We start from the raw sequence: 21,050 nt of genomic DNA, 5'->3' as shown, positions 1-21,050 counted from the left end.
CGTGCCCGCCATGGACGTGGCAGGTGTGGCTATCGATAGCCGCCGTGCGAGCACGGACTCGCTGTTTCTGGCTTATCAGGGGAGCCGTGGCCACGGTCTCGATCACGCCGCGGAAGCGATCGCGCGTGGCGCGACTGCCGTCGCTTGGGATGCCGATACGGCGCCCGCACTGGATGTGCCTGGTATCCGCGTGCCGGATCTGGCCGTCCGCGCCAGCGAAGTCGCGGCGCGTTTCTACGATCAGCCCTCACAACGACTGTTTGCAGCAGGCGTGACCGGTACTGATGGCAAGACCTCCTGTGCCTGGATGCTGTCGCAGGCCTTCGCCGTCCTGGGCGAGCGCTGTGGCTATATTGGCACGCTCGGTTTCGGTTTTGCCGACGATCTCGCCGAGGCAACCCATACAACGCCCGATCCCATCGGTGTGCAGGACTGGCTGGCCCGTTTCGTCGCCGCCAATGCCGACGCGGTTGCTTTCGAAGTGTCCTCGCACGCGCTCGATCAGCATCGCGTCGATAGCGTGGCATTCGACGTCGCGGTGCTGACCCAGCTCGGCCGCGATCATCTCGATTATCACGGCGATATGGATCGCTACGCGGCCGCCAAGCAGCGCCTGTTTGCGTTTCCGGGCCTGAAAAGCGCGGTACTTAACGGCGACGACGCCTATGGCCGCGAGTGGCTCGAAACGCTCGATGCCGGTGTTTCGTCCGTGGTCTACGGTTTTGGCGACATGGCCGCGCTCGGTGACCGCTATGTGCGTATCCGGCAGACGCAGCCCCACGCCGACGGTCTGATGCTCGACCTGGAAACCAGCTGGGGCGCGGCACGTGTGGAGAGCAGCCTGGTCGGTCGTTTCAACGCGATGAATCTGGCCGCCGTGCTGGCCGTGATGCTCGCGCGTGACGTGGCATTCGACCGCGCTGTCGACGCACTGACGCAAATCACCACGGTGCCCGGGCGCATGCAGCGTATCGACGCACGTGCGGACCAGCCGCTGGTGGTTGTCGACTATGCCCATACGCCGGGTGCGCTGACGCACGCGCTGGCGGCCGTACGCGCCCATGCCGAAGGCCGCGTGTTCTGCGTGTTCGGCTGCGGCGGCGACCGCGATCGCGGCAAGCGCCCGTTGATGGGTGCGGCAGCCGAGGCAGCAGACGCCGTCTGGCTGACCGATGACAACCCGCGCAAGGAAGAGCCGGCCGCGATCGTGAGCGAAATCCGCGCCGGGATGAATGAAAAGGCCAATGTGACGATAGAACATGACCGCCGCCGCGCCATCGCCGCGGCTATTTCTGCCGCCGGCCCCGGCGACGTCGTGCTGATTGCCGGCAAGGGGCACGAGACCACGCAGCAGATCGGCGCCGAAAAGCGGCCATTCGACGACAGCATCGAAGCGCGTCGCGCCCTGGAGGCTGCATGAACGGCCGGCTGTCCGATATGGTGACGTTGCTCGGTGCCACTCTGCGGGGCAGCGACAGCGATTATGCGGGCGCGAGCATCGATACCCGCCGACTGACGCGTGGCGCGTTGTTCTTCGCGCTGCCCGGTGCGCGCGTGGACGGCCACGATTTCGTCGCCCGTGCGGCGAGCCTCGGCGCTGCCGCTGCCGTGGTTACGCATGAAGTGGATTCGCCGTTGCCGCAGATCGTGGTGGACGATGTCGAAGCCGCGCTGCAGCAGGCCGGTGCCGAAGCGCGCCGCAGCTTCAACGGGGCCGTGATCGGCGTGACCGGAAGCAACGGCAAGACCACGGTCAAGCAGATGCTGGCCGCGATCCTCGCCGAAGCCGGCTCGGTGCTGGCCACCGAGGGCAACCTGAACAATCACCTGGGCGTGCCGCTCACGCTCATGCGGGTCAACGACAGCATCAACCGCGCCGTAATCGAGATGGGCGCGTCCCATGCCGGCGAGATTGCGATGCTGGCCGAGATGGCGCGTCCGCAGGTCGGCGTGGTCACGAATGCCGGTCTGGCGCATATCGAAGGCTTCGGCAGCCGCGAGGGCGTTGCGCGCGCGAAGGGCGAGATGTTCTCGAATTTGCCGGCCGATGGCACCGCCGTAATCAATGGCGACGACGAATTCGCGCCGCTCTGGCAGGAACTGGCCGGCGAGCGTCGCCGGTTGGTGTTCGCCCGTGGCCAGGCCGACAACGTCGACGTGTTCGCGAGCGACGAAGCACTCGACGCGGACGAAAGCCGTTTCACCCTGCACACGCCGACCGGCTCGGCCGTAGTCACGCTGCCGCTGGCCGGCAGCCATAACGTCAGCAACGCGCTGGCCGCGGCCGCGGCGGCGAGCGCCATCGATCTGGATGCCGATCTGATCGCCCGTGCCCTAGGCGGGATGCGCTCGGTGGCCGGTCGCATGGCGGTGACCGCCGGGCGCCACGGCGCACGCATCATTGATGACAGTTACAACGCCAATCCCGGTTCACTCGCGGCCGCGCTGGGCTGGTTGGCGCAGCAGGACGGTACCCGCTGGGCGGCGCTGGGCGACATGGCCGAGCTCGGCGAGATGGCCGAGCAAGCGCATCGCGACGCCGGCCGCGCGGCGCGCGATGCCGGGATCGAGCGACTCTGGACGACCGGCGAACTCAGCCGCTTGACCGCAGAAGCGTTCGGCCCAGGCGCCCAGTGGTTCTCGACCCACGGCGAACTGATCGCCGCGCTGGAAACCGCGCTCTCGGTACGCCGCAGCGAGACCATGTTGTTGATCAAGGGATCACGTAGCGCGCGCATGGACCGGATTGCCGATGCACTCGCCGCCGAAGCCGGCGCGAAGGCGGGTGCCTCATGCTGACGTTCATCGCCGAATGGCTCGAGCCGCTTTACAGCGGTTTTCGCGTATTTCAGTTCATCACCCTGCGCGCGATCCTTGGCGTACTCACGGCGATGATTTTTTCGTTCGTGTTCGGCCCGATCATGATCCGCAAGCTGACCTTCCATCAGATCGGTCAGCACGTGCGTGATGATGGCCCGCAGAGCCATCTCGTCAAGGCCGGCACGCCGACCATGGGCGGCACGCTCATCATCGCGGCGGTGCTGGTCGCGACCCTGCTCTGGGGCGATCTGGGCAACCGCTGGGTATGGCTGGCGATGCTGGTCACCTTCGCATTCGGCGCGATCGGCTTCCTCGACGACTATCGCAAGCTCAAGTTCGGCAACAGCAAGGGTCTGTCGGCTAAAGCCAAGTACGGCGCCCAGACGCTGGTCGGCGTTGTGGCCGGCCTGTGGCTGTACGTGGGCGCGACCAGTGCGGCCGAAACCAGCGTGCTGATTCCCATGCTCAAGGATGTCTCGGTGCCGCTTGGCGCGGGCTATATCCTCTGGAGCTACCTGGTGATTGTGGGCTCCAGCAACGCGGTGAACCTCACCGACGGTCTGGACGGGCTAGCGATCATGCCCTGCGTACTGGTGGCTTCGGCGCTGGCCGTGTTTGCCTACGTCAGCGGCAACGCCGTGTTCTCCGATTATCTCGGCTTCGCCTATATCGAGGGCGTGGGTGAGCTGTCGATCTTCTGTACCGCCATCGGTGGGGCGGGGCTGGGTTTTCTCTGGTTCAACGCCTATCCGGCCCAGGTCTTCATGGGTGACGTCGGCGCGCTGGCGCTGGGCGCGGCCCTGGGCGTGGTCGCGGTGGCCGTGCGTCAGGAGCTGGTGCTGCTGGTCATGGGCGGCGTGTTCGTGGCCGAGACGGTGTCGGTGATCCTGCAGGTCGCCACCTTCAAGATGACCGGCAAGCGCATGTTCCGCATGGCGCCGCTGCATCATCATTTCGAACTCAAGGGCTGGGCCGAGCCGAAGATCATCGTGCGATTCTGGATCGTCACGCTGGTGCTTGTGCTCATCGGCCTGTCCACGTTGAAGATCCGATGAGTGGTCTGCGCGAACAACTCGCCCACGCCGCCGTGCTGGTGGTCGGCTGTGGTCTGTCCGGCGTGTCCGCGGCGCGTTTCGCTGCGACCTGCGGCGCGCGCGTTCGCGTGGTCGACACCCGCGACGAGCCGCCGGGTGCCGACGCGCTGCACCGTGATTGCCCGCAGGCCAGTCTGATCGTGGGCGAGTTCAGCCCGGCCGTGCTTGAAGGTATGACCCATATCGTGGTCTCGCCGGGCGTGGATCTACGCGAGCCGCTGATCGACGCCGCGCGCGAGCGCGGCATGGAAGTGGTCGGCGATATCGAGTGGTTTGCCCGGGTAGTGAATGCGCCGGTGATCGCCATCACCGGTTCCAACGGCAAGTCCACGGTCACCGCCTGGGTCGGCGAGATCGCCAAGGCGGCCGGTCTCAATGTCGCTATCGGCGGCAATTTCGGCACCCCGGCGCTGGACATGCTTGCCGACGATATCGATCTCTACGTGCTGGAGCTGTCCAGCTTCCAGCTCGAGCTGACCGAGTCGCTGGCCGTGCGTGCCGCGACCGTGCTCAATATCAGCGCCGACCATATCGACCGCCACGGCGATATCGAACACTACGCCGCCCTCAAGGCCCGTATCTTCAACGGCGCCGAAGTGGTCGTCGTGAATGCCGATGACGCGCGCGTTACCGCGATGCCGACGGGCGATGCGAAGGTCGTGCGGTTCGGCAATTCATCCGACGCCGACTACCGGTTGCTGGACGACGCAGGTGAGACCGCGCTGGCGCGCGGCAATGAGTCCTGGCTGGCCTGCAGCGAACTGCGCCTCGCCGGTCGTCACAATCAAAGCAACGCGCTGGTGGCCTGGGCGCTCGCCGATGCGGCCGGCATCGAAGAATCGGCCATCCGCGAAGGTCTGCAAGCGTTCTCCGGTCTGCCGCATCGCTGCCAGACCGTCGCCGAAATTCGCGGCGTGCGCTGGATCAACGATTCCAAGGGCACCAATCCCGGTGCGATGATGGCATCGCTCGCCGGCATGACCACGCCGGTCGTATTGCTGGCCGGTGGCCAGGCCAAGGGCGCGGACTTCACGCCCCTTGGACTGCTGGCCGCAGACAAGACACGCGCGGTGATCGTGTTCGGTCAGGACGGCGAGAAGATCGCCGTCGCCGTGGCCGACCATGCGCCGGTTCACCGCGTCGAGACCCTGCGCGAGGCCGTGGCCGAAGCAGCCAATATCGCCGAAGACGGCGACACGGTGCTGTTCTCACCCGGCTGCGCCAGCTTCGACCAGTTCGACAACTACATACACCGCGGCGAAAGCTTCGTCGCGGCGGTGCAGGAGCTGGCGGCATGACCCGTCTGCTGCAGACATTCAGCCTGCCGCGCGTGCGTCCCGACGCCGCGCTGCTGATCTCGCTGGCGCTGATCACCGGCCTCGGTCTCGTGATGGTCGGTTCGGCCTCGGTCGCGGTCGCGGATCGTCTCACCGACGACCCGATGTACTTCTTCTACCGCCAGGCGATCTTCGCGCTGATCGGTCTGGTTGCGGGCTTCGTTGTTCTGCACGTACCGCTGCGAGTCTGGCAGGCCAATACCTTCACGCTGCTCGGCGCCGGCCTGTTGCTGCTGCTGCTCGTGCTGATCCCCGGCATCGGCCATGCGGTCAACGGCGCGCGTCGCTGGATCGATATCGGTCCGGTCGCCATGCAGGCCTCGGAGCCCGCGCGTTTCTGCCTGATTCTCTATGTCGCCGGCTATGCCGCGCGGCGCCAGTTCGACCTGGCCACCAGCTGGGGCGGTCTGTTCCGGCCCATGTTCTTCATGGCGCTGGCCAGCTTCCTGCTATTGCTCGAGCCGGACTTCGGCGCGGCGGCGGTCATGGTCGCGGTTGCGGCGATCGTGCTCTTTCTTGCCGGCGCGCGCCTGACCTATCTGCTCGTGCTGGGTAGCCTGGCCGGTGTTGCGGTTGTGGGGCTGGTGCTGTCCTCGCCGTATCGCCTGGCGCGCCTTGTCAGCTTTGCCGACCCGTGGGCGCATCCCTATGCCAGCGGCTTTCAGCTGACCCAATCGCTGATTGCGATCGGGCGGGGCGAAGTGGCCGGCGTGGGCCTGGGCAACTCGGTGCAGAAACTGCTCTATCTGCCCGAGACCCATACCGACTTCCTGTTCGCCATTTATGCCGAAGAGTTCGGCCTGATCGGCACGCTGCTGTTGATCGGCCTGTTCGCGGTCGTGGTCTGGCGCGGTTTCGTCATCGGTCGGCGTGCGCTCGTGGCCGATCAGCTGTTCGCCGGGTTCGTGGCCTATGGCATGTCGAGCTGGCTGGTGCTGCAGGCGTTCCTGAACATTGCCGTGAACATGGGGCTGCTGCCGACCAAGGGTCTGACCCTGCCGCTGATGAGCTATGGCGGCTCCAGCCTGGTGATGATGTGCGTGCTGTGCGCGCTGCTGATCCGTGTAGATCTCGAGACCCGCGTGCCCGAGAAGAGGAGCCGCCGATGAACGCAGCGGCTACTCAAAACCCGAATGGCACGCCGCATGTGTTGATCATGGCAGGCGGCACCGGCGGCCACGTTTTCCCTGCGCTCGCGGTGGCAAAGGCGCTGATCGAGCGCGGCGCGCGCGTGTCCTGGTTGGGCACGGCCGCCGGCATCGAGGCGCGGCTGGTGCCCGCCAACGATCTGGAACTGCATACCATCGACGTGGCCGGGCTGCGCGGCAAGGGCGCGCTGTCCTGGTTTGCCGCGCCGCTGCGGCTGGCGCGGGCCTGCCTGCAGGCGCTCGGGCTGGTGCGCCGCCTGGCGCCGCAGCTGGTCGTGGGCATGGGCGGTTTCGCCTCCGGCCCGGGCGGGCTGGCTGCACGGCTGACCGGCCGGCCGCTGCTGATTCACGAACAGAACGCTGCGCCGGGCTTGACCAACCGCCTGCTCGCGCGGATCGCGAATACCGTACTGCAGGCCTTTCCCGAAACCTTTACGGGCGACACGGCACGCAGTGTCGGCAACCCCGTGCGCCGCGAGATTCTCGATCTGCCCGCGCCGGCCGATCGCTTCGCGAACCGCGACGATGCGATTCGCCTGCTGGTGCTGGGCGGCAGTGGCGGGGCGCTCGCGATCAACGAGCGCGTGCCTGCGGCACTCGCCAAGCTGGCGCCCGAAACGCGCCCTCAGGTGCGCCACCAGGCCGGTCGTACGCTCGAGCAGGCAGAGGCCGCCTACGCCGAGGCGAATGTCGAGGCCGACGTGAGTGCCTTCATCGAAGACATGGCCGAGGCGTATGCCTGGGCAGATGTCGTGATCTGCCGCAGCGGCGCGCTGACCGTGGCCGAGCTGGCCGCCGCCGGTGTAAGCGCGCTGCTGGTGCCGTATCCGTTTGCGGTCGACGACCATCAGCGTGCGAACGGCCAGTATCTGGTCGACGCGGGTGCCGCAACGCTCGTCGATCAAACCGATCTCACGGTCGAGCGGCTTGCCAGCGAAATCGAACGCCTTTGCGCGGATCGCGCCGGACTGCTGACCCGTGCCAACGCCGCCCGTGCCGTGGCCTGGCCGCATTCGACCGACGATATCGTCGCCGCCTGTTTCGAAACCGTGGAGGCTGCATGACTGACCCGCAGGCCCATAGCGACACGAACAGCAATGGCAGCGACTTCCAGCCGCTTGCGGAGCGCCCGATGCGGCGTGTGAACACTGTTCACATGGTCGGCATCGGCGGCGTCGGCATGGCCGGTATCGCGAGTGTGCTGCTCAATCTCGGCTACAACGTCACCGGCAGTGATATCAAGGACGGTGTCACCACGCAGGCGCTGGCCGCCCAAGGCGCGACGATCTTCATCGGCCATGTGGCCGAAAATGTCGAGGGTGCCGATGTGGTGGTCGTTTCGACCGCGGTTTCCCAGGACAACCCTGAAGTGGTCACGGCCCATGATCGCCTGGTGCCGGTGGTACGCCGTGCCGAAATGCTCGCCGAGTTGATGCGTTTTCGGTACGGCATCGCGGTCGCGGGCACACACGGCAAGACCACAACCACGAGTCTCGTCGCCGCGCTGCTCGCCGGCGGCGGTCTGGACCCGACCTTCATTGTCGGCGGCAAGGTACTCGGCGCGAACAGCAATGCACGTCTGGGCGAAGGGCCCTATCTGGTCGCCGAGGCCGACGAGTCCGATGCCAGCTTCCTGCTGCTGACGCCGATGATGGCGATCGTCACCAATATCGATGCCGATCATCTGGAAACCTACGGTGGCGAGTTCTCGCGCCTGACCGACACGTTCGTCGAATTCCTGCACCACCTGCCGTTCTACGGACTGGCGGTGCTATGTGCGGACGACCCGGTCGTACGCTCGATCCTGCCCGATGTCGGTCGCCCGATCGTGACCTACGGCATCGATCATGACGCCGACCTCATGGCCGAAAACCTGTCCTTCGATGGCACCGGCACGCGCTTCACCCTGCGTCGAGCCGGCCACGAAGGCTACGACGTGCACCTGAACCTGCCGGGCAAGCACAACGTGCTCAACGCGCTGGCCGCGGCGGCTGTCGCCCACGAATTGGGCGTCGATATGCCGGCCATCGGCAAGGCGCTGTCGCATTTCGAGGGCATCGGCCGGCGCTGCGAGATACACGGCGAGATCACGCTGGGTGGCCGCGAAGTGCTGCTGGTCGATGACTACGGCCACCATCCGCGTGAGTTGGTCAGCATCATCGGTGCGGCACGCAATGCCTGGCCCGAACGCCGGCTCGTGGTGGTGTTTCAGCCGCACCGTTTCTCCCGCACCCGGGATCTTTTCGACGATTTCTGCCAGGTGCTGGCGGAGCTGGATGTGCTCGTGCTGTGTGAAGTCTATGCCGCCGGCGAAGCGCCGATCGCGAATGCCGATGGCCGGGCGCTGGCCCGCGGCGTACGCGCCCGTGGCAAGACCGACCCGGTTTTCGTCGACGACGTGCACCGGCTCACCGAAGTTCTGCCGGGCATCCTGCGCGACGGCGATGTGCTGCTCACCCTCGGCGCCGGTGATATCGGCGCGGTGGCCCAGCAGATGGCCCATACGATCAATGGAGGCGTGGTATGAGTCATGTTCGCGTGACCGATCCGGCCGACTTCGGCCGTGTGGCCGTGCTGATGGGCGGCTGGTCTGCCGAGCGCGCCGTGTCGCTGGACTCCGGTGCTGCAGTGGGCGCGGCCCTCGAACGGCGCGGCGTCGACGTGACGATTATCGACGTCGACAAGCAGCGCGTGCTGGGCTTGGCCGAAGAAGGTTTCGACCGCGTGTGGCTTGCGCTGCACGGCCGCGGCGGCGAGGACGGCGTGGTCCAGGGCGCGCTCGAACTGCAGGGCCTGCCCTATACCGGCAGCGGCGTGCTGGCCAGTGCATTGTCGATGGACAAGGTGCGTACCAAGGCATTGTGGGCGACGCAGGGCATCCCGACGCCGGCGCATCGTCTGCTTGACGCGCGCACGGATTCGCAAGCCGTCGTGGATACGCTCGGTCTGCCGTTGATCGTCAAGCCGGTACACGAAGGCTCGACCATCGGCATAAGCAAGGTCGAACGCATCGAAGACCTCGATGCTGCCCGCGCCGAGGCCGCGAAGTACGACCGCGAAGTGATGGCCGAGCAGTTTGTCGACGGGCCGGAATACACGGCCAGCATTCTCGACGGCCGCGCGTTGCCGCTCATTCATATCGAGCCGTCCAGCGGTTTCTATGACTTTGAGGCGAAATACGTCGCCAACGACACGCTCTACCACTGCCCCTGCGATCTCGACCAGGGCCAGCAGGCCGAACTGCAACGGCTGTCGTTGCGTGCGTTCGAGATCACGGGCGCGACCGGCTGGGGCCGCGTCGACTTCATGCTCGACTCGGCCGGCCAGCCCTGGTTTCTGGAGCTCAACGCCATTCCCGGCATGACCTCGCATTCGCTGGTGCCCATGGCCGCGCGCGCAGCCGGAATGGATTTCGACGAACTGGTGTGGCGCATTCTGGCCGCCACGACCAGTCACAAGGAGACGAACAATGAACTGGCGTGATCCCCGGCGCTGGCGCGATGTCGTGCTGGGCGCCGGCCTGCTGATGGGCGTGGCCGCCTGCACCTGGCAGGGCATCAAGCCCGAAGGCGAGGCGACCCGGCACTTGTATATCAGCGGCGATTCGGCGCATGTCAGCGACGACCGCATCGCGGCGATTGCATCCCCTTATCTGGACGCATCGTTCTTCGATGTCGACCTGGAGGGGCTGCAGTCCGAATTGTCGAACCTGGCGTGGCTGCGCGAAGTGAAGGTTTCGCGCCACTGGCCGGACGGGGTCGTTGTGCGCGTGAGCGAACACGAGCCGGTCGCCCTGTGGGGCGATCAGGGGCTGCTGGCCCGCGACGGTCAGGTCTTCGTGCCGACGACCGGCACGCGGCCCGATGACCTGGTTCAGCTCGATGGCCCGGAGACCGCCGGTCTCAAGGTCTACGAGCAGTACCAGGCGCTGTCGAAAACGCTGGCCGGTCACGACGTGGCGCTCGCGAGCCTCACGCTCGATGCGCGTGGCTCGTGGACGGCACAACTTGCAGACGGCCTTGAGCTAAGGCTCGGCCGCGATGAACTCGATGCCCGTGTGCAGCGCTTCGTGCGCTACGCGCTGGGTGATGCGCAGGCCCGCGACAAGCTGGTCGATGCCGGATATGTGGATCTGCGTTACAGCGACGGTTTTGCGGTCGGCGGCACACGTGCCGCCACCGCCGATCAGGAGAAAGGTGATGAGCAAGCGGCCTGACCAGAATCTCGTCGTCGGCCTCGATATCGGCACCTCAAAGGTCGCCTGCATCGTAGCCGAAGTGAACGAGGGCAAGCTCGAGATCATCGGTCTGGGCAGCGCGCCTTCGCGCGGCATGAAGAAGGGCATGGTGGTCAATATCGAGTCGACCACCGATTCGATTCGCCGCGCGGTCGAGGAAGCCGAGTTGATGGCCGGCTGCCGGATCCAGTCGGTGCACTGCGGTATTTCCGGCGCCCATGTGCGGTCGCTGAATTCCCACGGCATCGTGGCGGTACGCAACAAGGAAGTCACCGAATCGGATATCGAACGGGTGATCGACGCGGCCTGCGCGGTCGCGATCCCGGCCGATCAGAAGATTCTGCACGTGCTGCCGCAGGAATTCGCGGTCGACGACAACGAGGGCATTCAGGAGCCGGTCGGCATGTCCGGCGTGCGCCTCGAAGCCAAGGTGCATATCGTCACGGGCGCGGTGACGTCGGCCCAGAACATCCAGAAGTGTGTTGCCCGTTGCGGCCTGGAAGTCTCCAAGCTTTCACTGGAACAACTGGCCTCCAGCTACGCGGTGCTGTCCGAAGACGAGAAGGATCTCGGCGTGGCGCTGGTCGATATCGGCGGCGGCACCTCGGACATCGCCGTGTTCGTCAACGGTTCCATCCGCCATACGGCCGTGATCCCGATTGCCGGCGATCAGGTGACCAACGATATCGCGGTGGCTCTGCGCACGCCGACCCAGCATGCTGAAGGCATCAAGATCCGCTACGGCTGTGCGCTGCCGGAACTCATCGAGGACGACGACGCCATCGAGGTGCCGAGCGTGGGCGAGCGCCCGCCGCGGCGGCTGTCGCGTTACACGCTGGCCGAGGTCATCAAGCCGCGCTACGAAGAGCTGTTCATGCTCATCCACAAGGAGCTGGTGCGATCCGGTTTCGAGGATCTGCTGGCCGGCGGCGTGGTGATCACGGGTGGGTCTTCCAAGATGGAAGGGCTGACCGATCTCGCCGAAGAAGTCTTTCACATGTCGGTCCGCCTGGGCACGCCGCAGCGTGTTCAGGGGCTATCCGATGTGGTCAAGAATCCGATCCATGCCACAGGCGTCGGCCTGCTGGAATTCGGTAACCGCTCCCAGCCGCGGCCAGGGCTGGACTTGTCCAACAACGACAACTCTTTCGCCCAGGTCTGGGAACGGATGAAGGCCTGGTTCCAGGGGAATTTCTAGTTCGATTCGACAAACGAGGGAATAAGCCGGCAGTCGCCGGTTTCAACTCAAAAGGTTTTTCCGCAAGGAAAAAGCACGGCAACCAAGAAGAGGTGCATCATGCCAGAAGTATTTGAATTTGCAGATCAGAAGACCGACAAAGCGGTCATCAAGGTCATTGGCGTCGGCGGTGGCGGCGGTAACACCATCAACCAGATGGTGAACGGCGGTATCGAAGGCGTCGATTTCATCTGTGCCAACACCGACGCTCAGCATCTGGAACGCTGCGATGCCGACGTGCTCGTGCAGCTCGGCATGAACGTCACCCGCGGTCTGGGCGCGGGCGCCGATCCGGCTATTGGTCGTCAGGCCGCCGAAGAGGATCGCGATCGGATTCGCGAGTCCATCGAAGGTGCGGACATGCTGTTCATCACCTGCGGCATGGGCGGTGGTACCGGCACCGGCGCGGCACCGGTCGTGGCCGAAATCGCCCGCGAGATGGGTATCCTGACCCTGGCAGTCGTGACCAAGCCGTTCCCGTTCGAGCGCGGTCGTCGCATGGACATCGCCAAGCAGGGTATCGAAGAGCTGGGCCGTTTCGTCGACTCGCTGATCGTGATCCCGAACGAGAAGCTGCTGACCGCCCTCGGCAAGGCGACCACGCTGAAGAACGCGTTCCAGGCTGCCAACAACGTGCTGCACAACGCGGTGCAGGGCATCTCCGACCTCATCACCCGTCCGGGCGTCATCAACGTTGACTTTGCCGACGTGCGTCGCGTGATGTCGGTGCAGGGCATGGCCATGATGGGTCGCGCCACCGCCGTCGGCGACGATCGTGCCCGCGAGGCCGCGGAGGCCGCACTGGCTTCGCCGCTGCTCGACGACCTGTCTCTGCACGGCGCCCAGGGCCTGCTGGTCAACGTCTCGGGTGACGAGAACCTGGGCATCCACGAGTTCCAGATCGTCAACGAAGTCATCGCCGACATGGGCGCGGACAACGCCGAAGTCATCGTCGGCATGGCCGAAGACCCGACCATGGGCGACGAGATCTGCGTGACCGTGGTTGCGACCGGCCTCGGCCATCAGGCCCAGGAGCGCGAAGCCATCCGTGCCGTCAAGCGCGACGCCGGTGGCCAGATGCGCTACGAGGATCTGGACCGTCCGACCGTGATCCGCAATCGTCCGCAGCAGTCCTCGCGTGAGAACGCAGCGGTCGATATGGATTACTTCGACGTCCCGGCCTTCCTGCGTAACCAGGCAGACTGAAGACGCTGATGCAGGGGAAACTGCCAACGCCGACCTGCGGGTCGGCGGCGGTAGATGGTGTGTTGGTCGGCGGTAGCCGTGCGCTGCCGACCAACGCCTCTGTGTTAATCTAAGCGGCTTTGTGGTCGGGCTGAAGGCCGGCTCCAGAGGCGAAGCAAGGACGCGGCAGGTTAAGGCGAAGTTAAGCCATTGTGCATAAAGTATCTGTCCATCAGGTGACGACTTTGTGACATGGCACGCCAAGCGTTACTGGACCGCCACAAGGACAAGAATTCGATGCTTAGACAACGCACCCTGAAGAACCCGATCCGGGCGACCGGTGTTGGCCTGCATACCGGTCAGAAGGTTTATATGACCTTGCGTCCGGGTGAGGCCGATATGGGCATCGTGTTTCGTCGTACCGACTGTACACCGATGAAAGAGTTCCGTGGCGACGCCTTCAAGGTTGGCGACACCACGCTCGCGACCACGCTGGTCGACGACGGCGTGCGTGTGCAGACCGTGGAGCATCTGTTGTCGGCGATGGCCGGTCTGGGCATCGACAACGCCATTGTCGAACTGTCTTCGGACGAGCTGCCCATCATGGATGGCAGTGCCGGACCGTTCGTGTTCCTGATTCAGTCGGCCGGCATCCAGGAACTGGATGCGCCGAAGAAGTTCATTCGTATTAAGCGTTCGGTGCAGGTCACCGAAGACGACAAGTGGGCCCGTTTTGATCCGTTCGACGGCTTCAAGGTCAGCTTCTGCATCGATTTCGATCACCCGGCCTTCGATTCCGACACCCAGTCGGCGACGGTGGATTTCTCGACGACCTCTTTCGTCAAGGAAGTCAGCCGCGCGCGGACCTTCGGTTTCATGCGGGATATCGAGTTTTTGCGCTCCAACAATCTTGCCCGAGGCGGCAGCATGGATAACGCGGTCGTGCTCGACGACTACCGCGTGCTCAATGCCGACGGGCTGCGCTACGACAACGAGTTCGTGCGCCACAAGATCCTCGACGCCATCGGCGATCTCTACCTGCTCGGTCATGGTCTGATCGGCAGCTACTCCGGCTACAAGTCAGGCCATGCGCTCAACAACAAGCTGCTGCGCGCGCTGCTTTCCGACGAAAAAGCTTGGGAAGAGGTCACCTACGAGGACATCGAGGATTCCCCGATTTCCTATATCAACGCGCGCCCGGTCGCGGCTGCGTAGTTACTGTTCGGGGCCGCGTCCGGCGGCCGCGAGCTTTTCGAGGGCGCCGGCGAGTTCGCGGTCCTCGATGTAGTGAGCGCTGCGGCGGATATGTTCGCGCGCCGTATCACTGATGAAACGTGGCACTCGTACGGGTGCCGTTTCGTCTGTTTCCGGGCGGACCTTTATTTCCACGTGTTCGATATGCAGACGCATGCGCTGTGCGAGTGCCTGCGCGATTGCCGGCTGCATGTAGCGCAGTCGCGTGGCCCAGCCGCCGTGGGTGACGTGCAGGCGTAACCGGTAATTATCGTAAGCCGCGACCCGCACATGCGGCTGGGCCGCATCGGGCAGAATCTCCAGAATCGAGGCCCTCATGCGCTCCAGAAAACGCGCGCGACCGATCAGGTCGGCAATATCCGGCGTTGCTGTATGCAACAGGGACTGGAGTGAGCGCGGGGTCGTCCCCATGATTGACCCTCGGGCGACGGTTTCGTATCCACGCAAGCGTATCAGCCGGGCTTGGCAAACGTCACTGAAAGGCGTGTCGGGCCTGCGGTATCATGCCCCTTTTGAATCGCGCGCAAGGCGAGCACGCGGCCGCGATTCGACGGGCCAGACGACGAGGGTTCATGAGCAATTTTCTGACCAAGCTTCTCGGTAGCCGCAATCAGCGGGTCGTCAAGCGCCTGCACCGCATCGTCAGCGATGTCAGCGCGCTCGAGGCCGAATACGAGTCATTCAGCGACGAACAGTTGCAGGGCAAGACGGCCGAATTTCGTCGCCGTCTCGAGGAAGGCGCCAAGCTCGATGACCTGACCGCGGAGGCTTTCGCCACCGTGCGCGAGGCAGGCAAACGCGTGCTCGGCATGCGCCACTTCGATGTTCAGCTGGTTGGTGGCCTTGTCCTGCATCAAGGCAAGATTGCCGAGATGAAGACCGGCGAGGGCAAGACGCTCGTCGCCACGCTCGCGACCTATCTCAATGCGCTGCCCGCCGAGGGCGTGCATATCGTCACCGTCAACGACTACCTCGCCAGTCGCGACGCCGACTGGATGGGTCGCCTCTATCGCTTCCTCGGTCTGACCGTGGGCGTGATCTATTCCGGCCAGGACCCACAGGGCAAGCGCGGCGCCTACGCCTGCGATATCACCTACGGTACGAACAACGAATTTGGCTTCGATTATCTGCGCGACAACATGGCGTTCTCGCCGGCCGATCGTGTCCAGCGACCGCTGAACTACGCCATCATCGACGAAGTCGACTCGATCCTCATCGACGAAGCCCGTACCCCGCTGATCATCTCGGGCCCGACCGACGACGACCCGGAAACCTCGCTGCGGGTCGACAAGCTGGTCAAGCATCTCGACGAGCAGAAGGAAGAGGACGGCCCCGGCGACTATTCGCCCGAAGAGAAGAACAAGCAGGTGTTCCTGACCGAGGATGGCCATCAGAAGGTCGAGGGCCTGATGCGCGAGTCGGGGCTTCTCGACGAAGAGGAAAGCCTCTACGACGCCAACAACGTGGCGTTGATGCACCACATGAACGCGGCCCTTCGCGCGCATGTGCTCTATCAGCGGGACGTCGACTACATCATCGCCGATGACCAGATCGTGATCGTCGATGAGTTCACCGGTCGCACCATGCCGGGCCGGCGCTGGTCTGATGGCCTGCACCAGGCGATCGAGGCCAAGGAAGGCGTCAAGATCCAGAAGGAGAACCAGACGCTCGCGTCTATCACCTTCCAGAATTTCTTCCGCCTGTACGACAAGCTCTCCGGCATGACCGGTACGGCGGATACCGAGGCTTTCGAGTTCCAGTCGATCTACGGTCTCGAAGTGGTCGTGATTCCGACCAACCGACCGCTGCAGCGCAAGGATCTGCCGGACCAGATCTTCATGACCGGCGCCGAGAAGTTCGAGGCGATCGCCGAGGAGGCCAAGCAGGCCAGCGATCGGGGCCAGCCGGTGCTCGTGGGTACGGCTTCGATCGAAGCATCCGAAGTGCTGTCGCAGTTGATGCGCAAGCTTGGCCTGCGCCACGAAGTGCTCAACGCCAAGCAGCATGAGCGCGAGGCGGAGATCATCGCCCAGGCGGGTCGTCCCGGCGCCGTGACCATCGCGACCAACATGGCCGGTCGTGGTACCGATATCGTGCTCGGCGGCAATATCGACGAGGCGCTGGAAGCGCTCGAGGAAGGCGACGAAGTCGGTCGCCAGCGCCTGCGCGAGGAATGGCAGAAGACCCACGATGCCGTACTCGAAGCCGGCGGCCTGTATGTGATCGGCTCCGAGCGCCACGAATCACGACGCGTGGACAACCAGCTGCGCGGTCGTTCCGGCCGTCAGGGTGACCCGGGCGCGAGCCGTTTCTATCTCTCGCTCGAGGATGCGCTCATGCGCATCTTCACGCCGCCGCGCCTGCGTTCGATGCTGCAGAACCTCGGCCTCGAAAAGGGGGAGGCGATCGAGCACAAATGGGTGACGCGCGCGATCGAGAACGCCCAGCGCAAGGTCGAGTCGCACCATTTCGATATCCGCAAGCAGCTGCTCGAATACGACAACGTGGCCAATGACCAGCGTCAGGTTGTCTACGAGCAGCGCAACGAGATCATGGACAACGAGGATGTGGGCGACATCGTCGAGAATATCTGGGGCGAGGTCGTCGACGACGTCATCAACCAGCATATTCCGCCGCAGAGTCTCGAGGAACAGTGGGACGTCGACGGCCTGGTCGAGGCGATCCAGCGTGACTTCGGTCAGGAGCTGCCGATCCAGCAATGGCTCGACGAGGACAAGAAGCTCGATGAGGAAGGCCTGCGCGAGCGCATCAGCGCCGAACTCAAGAACACCTACGAGGCCAAGCGCGAAGAGGCCGGCCCGGACGTGCTGGCGCAGATCGAGAAGGCCGTGCTGCTGCAGGTGCTCGACTCGCTCTGGCGTGAGCATCTGGCTTCGATGGACTATCTGCGCAAGGGCATCCATCTGCGCGGCTACGCCCAGAAGGATCCGAAGAACGAGTACAAGCGCGAAGCCTTCGAGATGTTCAACGACATGCTCGGTCGCCTCAAGCACGAGACTGTGACCGTGCTGGCGCGTGGTCGTGTGCGTGCCGAAGCCACGGAAGAAGCGCGCGAGGAACGTCGCAAGCAGATGGAGAATCTGGACTTTCAGCACGCCGAAGCCTCGTCGGCTGCCGACCAGGCCGTGGCCGCTGCAGCCGCGGCGCAGCAGTCGGCGGGTGAGCAGGGCGGCCCGGATCCGGCCGAACAGGCCGCACGCGCCAATCTTCCGGGCACGGATGCGCCGACGCAGGGCGCCGGCGAGCCGGCCGAGCGCCCCGAGACGTTTGTCCGCGGCGAGCGCAAGATCGGGCGTAACGAAACCTGCCCCTGCGGCTCCGGCAAGAAGTTCAAGCACTGCCACGGGCAGGACTGACATGGCTGTGAATCTGTCCGCACCGGCGCGTCTTGCGCCGGTCGCCGGTGCCGAGTGGGCGGTCGGCGAGGCCGCGATCAAGAAGCCGGGCCGGAACGACATCGCGCTGCTCAAGCTTGCCGATACCGCGACCGTGGCCGGCGTGTTCACGCGCAATGCCTTCGCTGCCGCGCCGGTACGGCTGGCGCAGAAGAATCTCGCCGCGGGCCGCGTCCGTGCATTGCTGGTCAACAGTGGCAACGCCAATGCCGGCACCGGCCGACGCGGGGATGCCGACGCGCTGGCCTGCTGTGAATCCGCGGCGCGTTCGCTGGGTCTATCGGCTGATCAGGTGTTGCCGTTCTCGACCGGTGTGATTGGCGAAAGCCTGCCGCTGGAGCGCATGCAGCAGACGATCGACACGCTGAGCGATGATCTGGATGCCGACGGCTGGCTCGCCGCGGCCGGCGCCATCATGACCACCGATACGGTCGAGAAGGGCGCTTCCCGCGCGGTAGATATCGGCGGCGATGCGCGGGTCACACTCACCGGCATCGCCAAGGGTTCCGGCATGATCCGGCCCGACATGGCGACCATGCTCTCGTTCATTGCCACCGATGCCGCGATTGCCACCGCGGATCTCGACGCCGCGTTGCGTCAGGCGATGACCGGCTCATTCAATGCGATCTCCGTCGATGGCGATACGTCGACGAACGACGCTTGTGTTGCGTGTGCGACTGGCGCAGGTGCACCGCTTTCGCCGGCAGACGAGGCTTGGTCTGCGTTTGTGGGGGCGCTGACCGATGTGGCCCGCGAGCTGGCTCAGGCGATCGTGCGCGACGGCGAAGGCGCAACACGCTTCATCACGCTGGTGGTTTCCGGCGCCCGCGATGACGAGGAGGCACGGGCCGTGGCTTTCACGGTCGCCCATTCGCCACTGGTAAAGACGGCCTGTTTCGCTGGCGACCCCAATTGGGGCCGTATTTTGGCCGCAGTCGGTCGCGCGCCGATCGAAGACTTCTCCATCGAGCGGGTGGCCATTGCGTTGGACGATGTCGCGATCGTTGCTGAGGGCGAGCCGCGAGCGGACTACGCCGAGAGCGACGCGGCCGCGGTGATGGCGAACAGCGAATACACCATCGCGATCGACCTGGGGCGCGGGAAAGGATCGACCACCGTGTGGACGTCGGATCTTTCCTACGAATACGTGCGTATCAACGCCGAATATCGCAGCTAGTCGTCGTCATGGATTCTGCACAGTCGGCTAAGCCGCCGATCGATATCGCGGTCGGCATCCTCGTCGATGCCCGCCACCGGCTCCTGATCGCACAGCGCCGCCCCGGTACCCCGGGCGCCGGTTTCTGGGAGTTCCCCGGGGGCAAGCGCGAGGGCGACGAGCCGATGGCCGATTGCCTGGCGCGTGAACTGGCCGAAGAAATCGGCGTGCGAGATTGCCAGGGCGAAACGATTATCCGTTTTGCTCATGCCAAGGGCGAGCGCCCGGTGCGCCTGCACGTCTCGCGTATCGACGCGTGGCAGGGCGAGCCCGAGGGGCTGGAAGGCCAGGAGCTGACCTGGGTCAGCCGCGAAGAACTCCGCGACTACACATTACTCCCTGCCACCGATGTGATTCTCAACGCGCTTGATCTACCCGATCGATATGCGATCACGCCGGCACGGAGCGCTGCGGAGCCGGATGCGTGGCAGGCCCAGTTCGACGTGCTACTGGGTAGCGGTATCACGCTCCTGCGCTTGCGCGATCAGGGCATCGACGATGCGGCCTATCAGGCTCTTGCCTCGGAAGTGATTCCGGCAGCCCATGCCCAGGGTGTGCGCGTGCTGGTCGACCGCTCATTCGAGCTTTGTCGTGCGGTTGGTGCCGATGGGTTGCACTGGTCGGTAGCACGGTTGCTGCAAAAAGGGCGGCCGAATCTTGGCCCCGGGCAGCTGCTGGCCGTGTCTGCCCATACCGATCGCGACCTGGCGATGGCGGCCGACCGCGGCGCCGATTTCGCCGTGCTGTCCCCGGTGGCGGCGACCGCCACGCATCCCGGCGCCGTGCCGCTGGGTTGGGATGGCTGGGCTGCGGCGCGTGGCGATCATGCCCTGCCGGTTTATGCCTTGGGCGGCTTGGGTTCGGATGACCTAGACGTCGCCGCGCGTCACAACGCGCAGGGCGTGGCCGCGATTCGGGGGTTCTGGCCCGCGAGCCGCGTCTGAGTCGATCTTAGTGGGGTAGGCCGCTGTCCGGATCGGTGTCTGGCCCCATGCCAGGCGCGCTGCCGCTTGGATCCGGAATACGATTACTCTCGTCCAGCCAGTCACCCAGGTCGACGAGCTTGCAGCGCTTGGAGCAGAACGGCCGATAGGCGTTGTCAGCAGCAATGCGAGCAGGCTTGCCGCAGTGCGGGCAGTCGATCGTCTTGGCTTGGGTCATCGTGTCGCTACAGTCTGTGGAGACGAGGTTTGGTGCGGCGGGCCGACAGGGTAAGCGGTGCGGCGTAGGCGGTCGAGCCCACTACGGGTCAGAAACGGCAGCAGGCCATCCGGAATTCGATCGACGCCTGGGACTGCTGCAGGCGCAGTTTCTTGTCCTGGTATTCCATGAAGCGGATTGTCGCGCGGTGGCGGCCGGCGCTGATTTCGGGAAAAACCTTGGCGCTGTCGAGCAGCACGCGAATCAGCTGCGTGTTGGCGTCGGTGTTGTAGACCAGTACGCCCGCTTTGGCGGTAAACGGCGCCGGTCGCGTGCTGTCGCGCAGCAGCCCGAGCAGCGTGGCAATCGCCTGCTCGAACGGCTTGATATGGCCACACCAGGCCTGGAGATCGCGTGTCTGACGCGCGTTGTCCTGCGATAACCAGTGCTGGAATGTGGGGAGATCGAAGCTGCAGTTGCCGCCCGGAATCGGGCTGCGATTGTTCAGGCTGTTCAGTAGTTCGTTGTCGCGCAGCAGATAGGAGGCGAACTGCGGCGGCATGCGCTGCATTTCGAGGCCGAGCTTGTCGAGATCATCGAGGATATTGCGCAGAGCGGTGTCGTCGACGTCGTCACGGTCGGCGAGCCGTTCCAGGGAAGCATAACGACTGCCCAGTTCCTTGCTGACTTCACCGCGGGTGTCGTAGCGCGACATCACGTTGAGTACATCCAGCAGGGCATCGAGCGTGGCACGTCGGCCCCAGACGCTTTCATCCGTCTCGTGATGACGCAGCCGCGCAATCAGGTGTTCCAGACGCAGAAACGTTCGTATGCGTTCGTTGAGCGGTTGCTCGTAACAGAACACGCCGTTGTCGGCCACAGACAACCCTCGTCAGATGAATCGGGGGTTCAGTCTATGCCCCCGGACAGGTCAGGCAAAATTGCGCTGCCTTGGCGAATCTTTCC

At 64.8% G+C, this 21,050-nt stretch carries 18 protein-coding genes; 15 read left to right on the top strand and 3 right to left on the bottom strand.

What is annotated here, in order from left to right; all coding sequences use genetic code 11:
• Positions 1-10: 10 nt before the first annotated feature.
• The 12 genes from SADO_RS03595 (at position 11) to lpxC (ending at position 14,273) form a co-directional block, all read left to right on the top strand.
• Complete coding sequence (locus SADO_RS03595) at positions 11-1,420, top strand: UDP-N-acetylmuramoyl-L-alanyl-D-glutamate--2,6-diaminopimelate ligase (RefSeq protein ID WP_434547885.1); 1,410 nt, start codon at positions 11-13, stop codon at positions 1,418-1,420.
• A complete protein-coding gene (locus SADO_RS03590; RefSeq protein WP_353109277.1) occupies positions 1,417-2,799 on the top strand; it encodes a UDP-N-acetylmuramoyl-tripeptide--D-alanyl-D-alanine ligase in 1,383 nt (460 codons plus the stop codon). The genes SADO_RS03595 and SADO_RS03590 overlap by 4 nt, the downstream gene beginning before the upstream one ends.
• On the top strand, positions 2,793-3,875 hold the full coding sequence (mraY, locus tag SADO_RS03585; protein WP_353109275.1) for a phospho-N-acetylmuramoyl-pentapeptide-transferase: 1,083 nt from the start codon (positions 2,793-2,795) through the stop codon (positions 3,873-3,875). Before SADO_RS03590 ends, mraY begins: the two co-directional genes overlap by 7 nt.
• Positions 3,872-5,212 carry a UDP-N-acetylmuramoyl-L-alanine--D-glutamate ligase gene (gene murD / locus SADO_RS03580; protein ID WP_353109273.1) on the top strand — a complete coding sequence of 447 codons (1,341 nt, stop codon included), beginning with the start codon at positions 3,872-3,874 and terminating at the stop codon, positions 5,210-5,212. Before mraY ends, murD begins: the two co-directional genes overlap by 4 nt.
• Positions 5,209-6,360: a putative lipid II flippase FtsW gene (gene ftsW, locus SADO_RS03575; protein WP_353109272.1), complete on the top strand. Its 1,152-nt coding sequence runs from the start codon at positions 5,209-5,211 to the stop codon at positions 6,358-6,360. The genes murD and ftsW overlap by 4 nt, the downstream gene beginning before the upstream one ends.
• On the top strand, positions 6,357-7,463 hold the full coding sequence (gene murG / locus SADO_RS03570) for an undecaprenyldiphospho-muramoylpentapeptide beta-N-acetylglucosaminyltransferase (RefSeq protein ID WP_353109270.1): 1,107 nt from the start codon (positions 6,357-6,359) through the stop codon (positions 7,461-7,463). Before ftsW ends, murG begins: the two co-directional genes overlap by 4 nt.
• A gap of 68 nt (positions 7,464-7,531) precedes the next feature.
• On the top strand, positions 7,532-8,926 hold the full coding sequence (gene murC, locus SADO_RS03565) for a UDP-N-acetylmuramate--L-alanine ligase (RefSeq protein ID WP_353110073.1): 1,395 nt from the start codon (positions 7,532-7,534) through the stop codon (positions 8,924-8,926).
• Positions 8,923-9,882: a D-alanine--D-alanine ligase gene (locus SADO_RS03560; RefSeq protein WP_353109268.1), complete on the top strand. Its 960-nt coding sequence runs from the start codon at positions 8,923-8,925 to the stop codon at positions 9,880-9,882. The genes murC and SADO_RS03560 overlap by 4 nt, the downstream gene beginning before the upstream one ends.
• Positions 9,869-10,615: a cell division protein FtsQ/DivIB gene (locus SADO_RS03555; RefSeq protein WP_353109267.1), complete on the top strand. Its 747-nt coding sequence runs from the start codon at positions 9,869-9,871 to the stop codon at positions 10,613-10,615. The genes SADO_RS03560 and SADO_RS03555 overlap by 14 nt, the downstream gene beginning before the upstream one ends.
• Positions 10,599-11,834 carry a cell division protein FtsA gene (gene ftsA / locus SADO_RS03550; protein ID WP_353109265.1) on the top strand — a complete coding sequence of 412 codons (1,236 nt, stop codon included), beginning with the start codon at positions 10,599-10,601 and terminating at the stop codon, positions 11,832-11,834. Before SADO_RS03555 ends, ftsA begins: the two co-directional genes overlap by 17 nt.
• Before the next feature lie 99 nt (positions 11,835-11,933).
• Positions 11,934-13,079: a cell division protein FtsZ gene (ftsZ, locus tag SADO_RS03545; RefSeq protein ID WP_353109263.1), complete on the top strand. Its 1,146-nt coding sequence runs from the start codon at positions 11,934-11,936 to the stop codon at positions 13,077-13,079.
• A gap of 276 nt (positions 13,080-13,355) precedes the next feature.
• Positions 13,356-14,273 carry a UDP-3-O-acyl-N-acetylglucosamine deacetylase gene (gene lpxC, locus SADO_RS03540; RefSeq protein WP_353110072.1) on the top strand — a complete coding sequence of 306 codons (918 nt, stop codon included), beginning with the start codon at positions 13,356-13,358 and terminating at the stop codon, positions 14,271-14,273.
• Here the strand turns inward: lpxC and SADO_RS03535 are convergent, their stop codons facing one another.
• Positions 14,274-14,723: a DUF721 domain-containing protein gene (locus SADO_RS03535; protein WP_353109261.1), complete on the bottom strand. Its 450-nt coding sequence runs from the start codon at positions 14,721-14,723 to the stop codon at positions 14,274-14,276.
• Between the two features lie 161 nt (positions 14,724-14,884).
• Between SADO_RS03535 and secA the strand changes: the two genes are divergently transcribed.
• Genes secA through SADO_RS03520 form a run of 3 tightly spaced genes read left to right on the top strand, consistent with a single transcriptional unit; the run spans position 14,885 to position 19,888 of the window.
• Positions 14,885-17,689, top strand: a complete 2,805-nt coding sequence (secA, locus tag SADO_RS03530; RefSeq protein WP_353109257.1) for a preprotein translocase subunit SecA — start codon at positions 14,885-14,887, stop codon at positions 17,687-17,689.
• Between the two features lies 1 nt (position 17,690).
• Positions 17,691-18,905, top strand: coding sequence for a bifunctional glutamate N-acetyltransferase/amino-acid acetyltransferase ArgJ (gene argJ, locus SADO_RS03525; protein WP_353109255.1), 1,215 nt, complete (start codon positions 17,691-17,693; stop codon positions 18,903-18,905).
• A gap of 8 nt (positions 18,906-18,913) precedes the next feature.
• Positions 18,914-19,888, top strand: a complete 975-nt coding sequence (locus SADO_RS03520) for a Nudix family hydrolase (protein ID WP_353109253.1) — start codon at positions 18,914-18,916, stop codon at positions 19,886-19,888.
• Positions 19,889-19,895: 7 nt separating this feature from the next.
• Here the strand turns inward: SADO_RS03520 and SADO_RS03515 are convergent, their stop codons facing one another.
• The gene (locus tag SADO_RS03515) at positions 19,896-20,105 is read right to left on the bottom strand and encodes a DNA gyrase inhibitor YacG (RefSeq protein WP_353109252.1); all 210 of its coding nucleotides are present in this window, start codon (positions 20,103-20,105) and stop codon (positions 19,896-19,898) included.
• A gap of 88 nt (positions 20,106-20,193) precedes the next feature.
• Positions 20,194-20,964 carry a cell division protein ZapD gene (gene zapD, locus SADO_RS03510; protein ID WP_353109251.1) on the bottom strand — a complete coding sequence of 257 codons (771 nt, stop codon included), beginning with the start codon at positions 20,962-20,964 and terminating at the stop codon, positions 20,194-20,196.
• Between the last annotated feature and the right edge of the window lie 86 nt (positions 20,965-21,050).

Origin of the sequence: Salinisphaera dokdonensis CL-ES53 (genome assembly GCF_040361215.1) — a bacterium.
GTDB classification, from domain to species: Bacteria; Pseudomonadota; Gammaproteobacteria; order Nevskiales; family Salinisphaeraceae; genus Salinisphaera; species Salinisphaera dokdonensis.
Note: the sequence above shows the minus strand (reverse complement) of the source record. Positions and strands in the feature narration are given on the sequence as shown.

Bases quoted from the DNA above. Each gene is read 5' to 3' on its own strand.
- SADO_RS03595 (WP_434547885.1), top strand. From the start codon at position 11: ATGGACGTGGCAGGTGTGGCTATCGATAGCCGCCGTGCGAGCACGGAC.
- SADO_RS03590 (WP_353109277.1), top strand. From the start codon at position 1,417: ATGAACGGCCGGCTGTCCGATATGGTGACGTTGCTCGGTGCCACTCTG.
- mraY (WP_353109275.1), top strand. From the start codon at position 2,793: ATGCTGACGTTCATCGCCGAATGGCTCGAGCCGCTTTACAGCGGTTTT.
- murD (WP_353109273.1), top strand. From the start codon at position 3,872: ATGAGTGGTCTGCGCGAACAACTCGCCCACGCCGCCGTGCTGGTGGTC.
- ftsW (WP_353109272.1), top strand. From the start codon at position 5,209: ATGACCCGTCTGCTGCAGACATTCAGCCTGCCGCGCGTGCGTCCCGAC.
- murG (WP_353109270.1), top strand. From the start codon at position 6,357: ATGAACGCAGCGGCTACTCAAAACCCGAATGGCACGCCGCATGTGTTG.
- murC (WP_353110073.1), top strand. From the start codon at position 7,532: ATGCGGCGTGTGAACACTGTTCACATGGTCGGCATCGGCGGCGTCGGC.
- SADO_RS03560 (WP_353109268.1), top strand. From the start codon at position 8,923: ATGAGTCATGTTCGCGTGACCGATCCGGCCGACTTCGGCCGTGTGGCC.
- SADO_RS03555 (WP_353109267.1), top strand. From the start codon at position 9,869: ATGAACTGGCGTGATCCCCGGCGCTGGCGCGATGTCGTGCTGGGCGCC.
- ftsA (WP_353109265.1), top strand. From the start codon at position 10,599: ATGAGCAAGCGGCCTGACCAGAATCTCGTCGTCGGCCTCGATATCGGC.
- ftsZ (WP_353109263.1), top strand. From the start codon at position 11,934: ATGCCAGAAGTATTTGAATTTGCAGATCAGAAGACCGACAAAGCGGTC.
- lpxC (WP_353110072.1), top strand. From the start codon at position 13,356: ATGCTTAGACAACGCACCCTGAAGAACCCGATCCGGGCGACCGGTGTT.
- SADO_RS03535 (WP_353109261.1), bottom strand. From the start codon at position 14,723: ATGGGGACGACCCCGCGCTCACTCCAGTCCCTGTTGCATACAGCAACG.
- secA (WP_353109257.1), top strand. From the start codon at position 14,885: ATGAGCAATTTTCTGACCAAGCTTCTCGGTAGCCGCAATCAGCGGGTC.
- argJ (WP_353109255.1), top strand. From the start codon at position 17,691: ATGGCTGTGAATCTGTCCGCACCGGCGCGTCTTGCGCCGGTCGCCGGT.
- SADO_RS03520 (WP_353109253.1), top strand. From the start codon at position 18,914: ATGGATTCTGCACAGTCGGCTAAGCCGCCGATCGATATCGCGGTCGGC.
- SADO_RS03515 (WP_353109252.1), bottom strand. From the start codon at position 20,105: ATGACCCAAGCCAAGACGATCGACTGCCCGCACTGCGGCAAGCCTGCT.